The sequence below is a fragment of the Pseudomonas corni genome (genome assembly GCF_057128765.1).
This window is the reverse complement of sequence record NZ_JBSKHW010000010.1, coordinates 229,099-235,416: the sequence shown is the minus strand read 5'-3', so window position 1 is coordinate 235,416 and position 6,318 is coordinate 229,099. Positions and strand designations below refer to the sequence as shown.

Annotated in this window: 6 protein-coding genes and 1 rRNA gene; 1 reads left to right on the top strand and 6 read right to left on the bottom strand. The window is 55.1% G+C overall.

All coding sequences use genetic code 11. The annotated features are described in order from the left end of the window. The first annotated feature begins 139 nt into the window (after positions 1-139). A 5S ribosomal RNA gene (gene rrf / locus ACWKV9_RS17185) occupies positions 140-255 on the top strand. A 106-nt stretch (positions 256-361) separates the two neighbouring features. Here rrf and ACWKV9_RS17180 read toward each other — a convergent pair. The 6 genes from ACWKV9_RS17180 to ACWKV9_RS17155 form a co-directional block, all read right to left on the bottom strand. Then, positions 362-1,102 carry a GntR family transcriptional regulator gene (locus tag ACWKV9_RS17180; RefSeq protein ID WP_483837325.1) on the bottom strand — a complete coding sequence of 247 codons (741 nt, stop codon included), beginning with the start codon at positions 1,100-1,102 and terminating at the stop codon, positions 362-364. Between the two features lie 227 nt (positions 1,103-1,329). Next, positions 1,330-2,334: an aldo/keto reductase gene (locus tag ACWKV9_RS17175; protein ID WP_483837324.1), complete on the bottom strand. Its 1,005-nt coding sequence runs from the start codon at positions 2,332-2,334 to the stop codon at positions 1,330-1,332. 140 nt (positions 2,335-2,474) lie between these two features. Beyond that, positions 2,475-3,650 (bottom strand): MFS transporter, encoded by a 1,176-nt coding sequence (locus ACWKV9_RS17170; RefSeq protein ID WP_483837323.1) that lies wholly within the window; start codon positions 3,648-3,650, stop codon positions 2,475-2,477. Between the two features lie 158 nt (positions 3,651-3,808). Further along, positions 3,809-4,630, bottom strand: coding sequence for an ABC transporter substrate-binding protein (locus ACWKV9_RS17165; protein WP_483837322.1), 822 nt, complete (start codon positions 4,628-4,630; stop codon positions 3,809-3,811). A 22-nt stretch (positions 4,631-4,652) separates the two neighbouring features. Continuing rightward, complete coding sequence (locus tag ACWKV9_RS17160) at positions 4,653-5,417, bottom strand: amino acid ABC transporter ATP-binding protein (protein ID WP_483837321.1); 765 nt, start codon at positions 5,415-5,417, stop codon at positions 4,653-4,655. Positions 5,418-5,439: 22 nt separating this feature from the next. Then, complete coding sequence (locus ACWKV9_RS17155; protein WP_483837320.1) at positions 5,440-6,318, bottom strand: amino acid ABC transporter permease; 879 nt, start codon at positions 6,316-6,318, stop codon at positions 5,440-5,442.

Below are 6,318 nucleotides of genomic sequence, written 5' to 3'. Positions count from 1 at the left end.
CCCCATGTGAGAGTAGGTCATCGTCAAGATTAAATTCCGAAACCCCTCATCGCTTACGCGGTGAGGGGTTTTGTTTTAATGAAAGCTCTAGAAATTATTCGCTGAGACGTTACCTGATAACGGATCGGCAACAGAATTTCTTGACGACCATAGAGTGCTGGAACCACCTGATCCCATCCCGAACTCAGCAGTGAAACGGCGCATCGCCGATGGTAGTGTGGGGTTTCCCCATGTGAGAGTAGGTCATCGTCAAGATTAAACTCCCAAACCCCTGTCTGCTCGCGCAGACAGGGGTTTTGTGTTTCTGGTAGACCGAAATGCAAGCGTGAAAGCTGTATCGCCCCGGCAACGGTGAGATGCGTTACGGACGATCGTGCTTACGCGTCTTGGGAGGAGGGGTGGGAAGTTCTGATGAGCGATCCTTAAGGTAGGCATTGATCGCTTTGACACCACGGTTCAGATGGAGCTCTAGGGCACTGACAGTCAACTCTACAGACTTGGCTTGAGCAAGCTCCAGCAGTTCCCAATGGTCATGCTGAGACAGTTTGCCCAGTCCCATGGCCGAAAGGTTAAAACGTAAAAACCGCTCTTCCTCGTTCAACCCATCCTCTACCAACTTAAGCAGCCGCTTGTTGGGCGCTTTTGAATAGAGCGTCATGTGGAACTGGCGATTCAGCGTACCCATCACGGCGTAGTCAGTTTCAATCTCCAGCTGCTCAATACACCGCCTGGCCGCCGCAATGTCCTCTTCTGCAAGTAATGGAACGGATTGGCGTATCGCTTCGGATTCGAGCAGGATGCGTAACGCATAAGCGTCCGTGGCGTCTTCACTGATGAGCGGGGCTACAACTGCGCCCTTATGGGTCTCGACGCGCAGTAATGATTGAGCCTCGAGTTGCCGCAGAGCTTCTCGCACAGGCATACGACTTACGCCGAACAGCGTTGCAAGTTCCTGTTGTCGTAGCGCGATCCCCGCAGGCAATCGACCATCAAGAATTGCATTACGCACCTTCGCTTCGATAACGGCCCGCGCCAGATGCGCAGGCGGCTGCTCATCACCCAGAACTTCCCGGAGAAATTGTTCCTTATCAGTCCTGCGCATCGCCTACTTCTTTATATGGTCTGATGTTGGATCCAATGGGGACACTAGAAGCTGCATCAAATCTTGTCAACGTGTGTGACCCCTCGATCAACCCGTGGGCCAGCGCGTAAGTAATATCAAGCGGGATCACTTTCAATTAACTCAAAGCTGTTTGGTCAGAGTGACACTCGAGTCGGGTAAACCAGGCATTAAACGATCCGATTTCCCGACCATGGATTCGCCGCGCCTTACGCATACCGTCCAGTTACAAAATGCTGCACATCATTAAAGCCTGGCGTTGAGGCGTGTCCTGGCGTGACCAACGCGTCGATGAACGCCTCATCTTCTGCCGTGATCTTCACGCTTAAAGCCTTGGTGTAACTGTCCCACTGGGCTTCAGTGCGTGGGCCTACGATAGCTGACGTAACGGCCTTATTATTGAGCACCCAAGCGATGGCGAACTCGACAATCCCGACGCCTTTGTCTTGAGTGTACTGTTGGATTTTCTGAGCGATACGCAGTGACTCTACGCGCCACTCCGTTTCCAGAATACGCTTGTCCTGACGGCCCGCCCGGGTGCTGCTGTCTGGCGTAACATCTGGCGCATACTTGCCACTGAGCACGCCCCTTGCCAGCGGACTGTAGGGCACCACCCCAAGACCATAGAACTTGGCTGCAGTGATTTGCTCCAGCTCCGCCTGACGGTTAACGATGTTGTACAGCGGTTGACTGATCACCGGTTTGTCGACGCCCAAACGCAGCGCCACATTTACCACCTCAGCAATCCGCCAGCCACGGAAGTTGGACACACCCCAATATCGGATTTTACCTTGGCGAATAAGATCGCCAATGGCCGAAACCGTTACCTCAAGCGGCGTGGAGTGGTCCTCTTTGTGGAGGTAGTAGATGTCAATGTAATCGGTGTCCAGACGACGCAGGCTGGACTCAACTTCATTGAAGATATGCTTGCGGCTCAGGCCACTGGTGTTAGGTGCGGTACTACCAGAGCTACTGCCAACCTTCGTTGCCAAAATCCATTCACTACGGCGGGCGGCAATGGCCTCACCAACGATTTCTTCCGAGCGCCCTGCGTTATAGACGTTGGCGGTGTCGATGAAGTTGACACCCTCATCCCAGGCCTTGTCGATGATGCGCAGAGACTCTTCGGTGCTGGTTTGCACACCGAACATCATGGACCCCAGGGTCAGCGTCGAGACTTTGAGGCCTGATTGGCCGAGAATGCGATGAGTCATGCGATGTCCTTTTCAGAAAAGAAGTGGAAATCAGGATGGTCTGAATCAGGTATGTAGGATAACTCTGAAATATCTGTCAGACCGGCAGCTCTAAGCCGGACATACTCGCCTGTTTAACGCAGATTTGAAAAGTGACAAATTCACAGTGGCGTACCGAGGTGGGCCCGTCTGCCACTCAAAAAACACAACGTTCCTCCGAGCGAAGTTAACGCTGCCAACACATAAAACATTGTCGGTGCCGGTGTGTTGATCAACAAATACCCACAGATTACCGGGCTCATCGCGCCGCCAAATGCTGCCAGATTCTGCGCGCCAAGGTAGCTACCGCGTAGATGATCCGGGGCGATCGTATCGACGAACAGGTACTCGGCCGGGTAAATGATCATCTCTCCCAAAGTGAACATGAACATCGCTACACACCAGCCCAAGGTGCTCTGTGCAAAACTGAAACCGATTAGGCCGACGACGAACAATCCAGTGCCCAGGCAAATCCAGTAAGGCAACTGCTCACGCTTGAGAAAGCGGCCAATCTGATACTGCATCAGAATGACCGTCACCGCGTTACAGGCCAGCACGGCAGACAAAATCTTCAGCGCCTGCGCCGACGTGTGTGTGACCAGCAAGAACTGGGAGAGGTACAGCGTGTAACGCCCATGCACGATAGTGCTCAACAGACTGCCACCGGTAAACAGAATGAGCGTGCGGTCATTCTTCAGCGTGGCGAGTGTTTTGAAAAAGCTGAGTTGCTTATGTTCGCCGTCCCGCGCTGTCGGCGGGATGCCGATCATCAGGAAGATGCTGCCGAACGCAATGGCGCTGGCAATCAGAAAAGGCGCGAGCGGCAACTGTCCGGCAATCAGCACGCCTAGCATCGGCCCTGTTGCGTAACCGATATTGGTCAGCGTGTAGCGCAGGGAAAATACCTTGGCGCGCTGACCGATTGGCAGGTTCTCGCTGATGATCGCTTTAGAACCAATCAAAAAAAGCGCCGAAGCGGTTTCAGTGATCACCAAAGTAAGCGTAGTCAGATAAAGGTTCTGCGCAAACGTCAGCAAAGTGAAGCCGACAGAACTGGACAACATCGCCAGTATCAGTAGTTTGCGCTTCTCGAGGCGATCGATGATGTAACCGCCATACAGCCCCAGTAGCGTCGCCAGAAACACTGCGACGCCCATCAGCAGCCCGACATCCTGCTGATTCAGTCCAAGCTTGGTGCTCAGAAATAATGTCAGCAACGGGCTGGTCATCGCCCGACTCATGACGATGGTCAGCGAGCAGACCATCAGGCGACGAATGACGAGGGAGTAAGTGGCCACTGCTGTTTTTATGTCCTTATCGTTGCGTTTATTTTGACCCGGTAGAAGCGCGCTTGCCCGCGATTGCCTCGGATCAGAAACGATGCTGTTGTCTGACACAACGCAATCGCGGGCAAGCGCGCTCCTATAGACAACGCCGTTTCACGGAACCCGGTCGATCATTTACCCTGATTGGTCTCGACCTTGCTCACAGCGCCGCTCTCCAGATCCCACTTCTTCAGGATCTTGCCGTAGGTGCCGTCGTCAACCATGCTCTGCATCGCTTCGGCGATGGCGGTGGCCAATTCCGGATTGGACTTGCTCACTCCCAGGCCGGTGAATTGCTTGGAGATCGCCAGGCCGATCGGCTTGTACGCGTCCTTTTCTTGCGTCATCAGGTAAGGAATGGTTTCGCTGCCTTGCATCGCGGCATCCAGACGACCCTGACGCAATTGCGCGCGGGCGTCAGCTGAGCCTTCTGAGCCGATGACTTCAATCGCCGGTTTACCCGCGCCTTCGCAGTTGGTCTTGCTCCAGGCTGCTATTTCCGCAGGCCAAGTGGTGCGACGGCTGGTGCCAACCTTTTTGCCGCACAAGTCAGTCAGCTCGTTCAGGCTAGTGTTCTTGGTCAGGGTGTACAGCTGCGGGCCGCTGGTGAAGTAGTCGATGAACGTCACCGATTTCTGCCGCTCAGCCGTGTCCGTCATACCCGACAGAATGATATCGAAGCGCTTGGTCACCAAACCGCTGACCATTTGCTCGAAAGCTGTTTCCTGCCATTTAATCTTCACGCCCAGCCGCTCAGCCAGCGCGTTGCCCAGGTCCACATCAACGCCAGTCAGCGTGTTGGTTGCCGGGTCCTTGAAATCCATCGGCGGATAGTTAGGCACGATGGCGGCAGTGATCTCGCCTTTCTCTTTCAGGCTCGCCGGGATTGCAGCGAAGACCGAGGCAGAGGCCATCAGGCCGACAAGCATCGTTGGGATAATGAGTGTTTTCATGGTCGTTCTCTTTGATTTTCGTTTAGGTGCGAACGGCAGAAATGAAGCTTTGAGTTCTTGGGTTCTGTGGAGTTATTAGTATGTCTTCGGGGCTTCCGGCCTCCACAATCTGGCCGCCGTCCATGAACACCATTCGATTGGAGACTTCGCGAGCGAAGCCCAGTTCGTGGGTCACGACGATCATGGTCATGCCGCTGTGCGCCAAATCGCGCATAACCGACAACACTTCGCCGACCAGCTCCGGGTCAAGGGCTGAAGTGGGTTCATCGAACAGCATCAATTTGGGACGCATCGCCAGCGCGCGGGCAATCGCCACACGCTGCTGCTGACCGCCAGACAGCTCAACGGGATAGGCATTGCGCTTGTCCGCCAGCCCCACGCGCGCCAACAACTCAATGGCGTCTTCCTGAGCCTCCTTCGGCGAACGCTTGAGCACCTGGATCGGCCCCTCAATAATGTTCTGCAGCACCGTCATGTGCGGAAACAGGTTGAAGCGCTGAAAAACCATGCCCGTACTCAAGCGCTGGCGAGCGATCTGCGCTTCGTTGAGCTCATGCAGCTTGTTGCCGACGACCCGGTAACCCACCAGTTCGCCATCCACCCACAGGCCACCCTTGTCGATCTTTTCCAGCTGATTGACGCAGCGCAGCAGTGTACTTTTGCCCGAACCTGAAGGGCCGATGATGCACAGCACTTCGCCTTGTTCGACCTCAATGCTGACGTCCTTGAGGGCGTGGAAACTGTCGTAATACTTGTTCAGGCCGACGGCTTTAACGATGCTTCTCATGTCTGAATCTCCTCGACCTGACTTACGAACGCCTGCCGGCGCCGCGTGCGAAACGCAGCTCCAGACGGCTTTGGCCGAATGAAAGGACAGTCACTACCGCCAGGTACCAGATGCCCGCGACGATCAGCAACTCCATGACCCGAGCGTTGGCGTAGTAGATGTTTTGCGCGTTGTGCAGCAGTTCGGAGTACTGGATCACGCTCGCCAGACTGGTCATTTTCACCATGCTGATGAACTCGTTGCCCACCGGCGGAATGATCACGCGCATCGCTTGCGGCAGGATGATCCGGCGCAAAGCCTGCAGGCGCGGCATGCCAATCGACTTGGCGGCCTCGTATTGACCGGTGTCCACGGACAGTAATCCTGCGCGCACCACTTCAGCGGTATAGGCGCCTTGGTTGATGCTCAGGCCCAGCAGTGCCGCCATGAACGGTGTCATCAGGCTCACAGTGTCGAGGCTAAACACGCCAGGGATGCCGATGACCGGGAAGATCAGCGCCAGGTTGAACCACAGCAGCAGTTGCAGAATCAGTGGCGTGCCCCGGAACAGCCACGTGTAGCCGATGGCGACGTAACGCAGGATGGGATTGGCCGACATGCGCATAACGGCAATGATGACGCCGATGATGACACCCAGAATCATCGCCAGAATCGACATGATAATGGTGTTCAGCAGTCCCCAAACAATGGCTTGAGAGGTCAGGAACTGGCCGATGTACGACCATTCGATTTGACCATTGGCGAACGCCCGCGCCAGCCCGGCCAGCGCAACGACAATGAGGGTGGCGAAGAAGATGCGGCCGTAATAGCGACGTGGTACGTGTTCGTACTGAGTGATGTCGAACTCGTTTTCGGTCTTTTTGCGTTCAGCTTGCAAACGCTCTGCCTGGGTTTGGTTCAT